Raw genomic sequence first — 1,038 nt, forward strand, 5'->3', positions numbered from 1 at the left:
CACAACCGAGAGTATCAACGTAAAGCCAAACGTAAGTTGAGCATAGCGAAGATAGCTCTTACGGCACTGAAGACCCTTTTGGGGTTGAGGTGCCATCCAGTTATACATATTTAATTGGAGAGTTTGATCCTGGCTCAGATTGAACGCTGGCGGCATGCCTAACACATGCAAGTCGAGCGGGGTGTAGCAATACATCCAGCGGCGGACGGGTGAGGAATACGTAGGAATTTGCCTTAGAGCGGGGGATAGCCCAGGGAAACTTGGAGTAATACCGCATGATGTCGAAAGACCAAAGCAGGGGACCGCAAGGCCTTGCACTCTAAGAGAAGCCTACGTCTGATTAGCTAGTTGGTGAGGTAATGGCTCACCAAGGCGACGATCAGTAACTGGTCTGAGAGGACGATCAGTCACACTGGAACTGAGACACGGTCCAGACTCCTACGGGAGGCAGCAGTGGGGAATATTGGACAATGGGCGCAAGCCTGATCCAGCAATGCCGCGTGTGTGAAGAAGGCCTTCGGGTTGTAAAGCACTTTAAGCAGGGAAGAAAAAACTCGGACTAACATTTCGAGTCTTGACGGTACCTGAAGAATAAGCACCGGCTAACTCTGTGCCAGCAGCCGCGGTAATACAGAGGGTGCGAGCGTTAATCGGATTTACTGGGCGTAAAGGGTGTGTAGGTGGTTTGACAAGTCGGTTGTGAAATCCCCGGGCTTAACCTGGGAACTGCTTCCGAGACTGTTTGACTAGAGTACGGTAGAGGGCGGTGGAATTTCCGGTGTAGCGGTGAAATGCGTAGATATCGGAAGGAACACCAATGGCGAAGGCAGCCGCCTGGGCCTGTACTGACACTGAAACACGAAAGCGTGGGGATCAAACAGGATTAGATACCCTGGTAGTCCACGCCGTAAACGATGGACACTTGACGTCGGCATGCTCTGCGTGTCGGTGTCGTAGCTAACGCGATAAGTGTCCCGCCTGGGGAGTACGGCCGCAAGGTTGAAACTCAAAGGAATTGACGGGGGCCCGCACAAGCGG

The 1,038-nt window shown here is 52.8% G+C and carries 1 rRNA gene; it reads left to right on the forward strand.

Going from position 1 to position 1,038, the window contains the following annotated elements:
* Nucleotides 1-111: 111 nt before the first annotated feature.
* A 16S ribosomal RNA gene (locus tag C3942_RS21860) occupies nucleotides 112-1,038 on the forward strand; the annotation flags it as partial.

Source organism: Solimonas fluminis (genome assembly GCF_002930645.1).
GTDB lineage: Bacteria > Pseudomonadota > Gammaproteobacteria > Nevskiales > Nevskiaceae > Solimonas_A > Solimonas_A fluminis.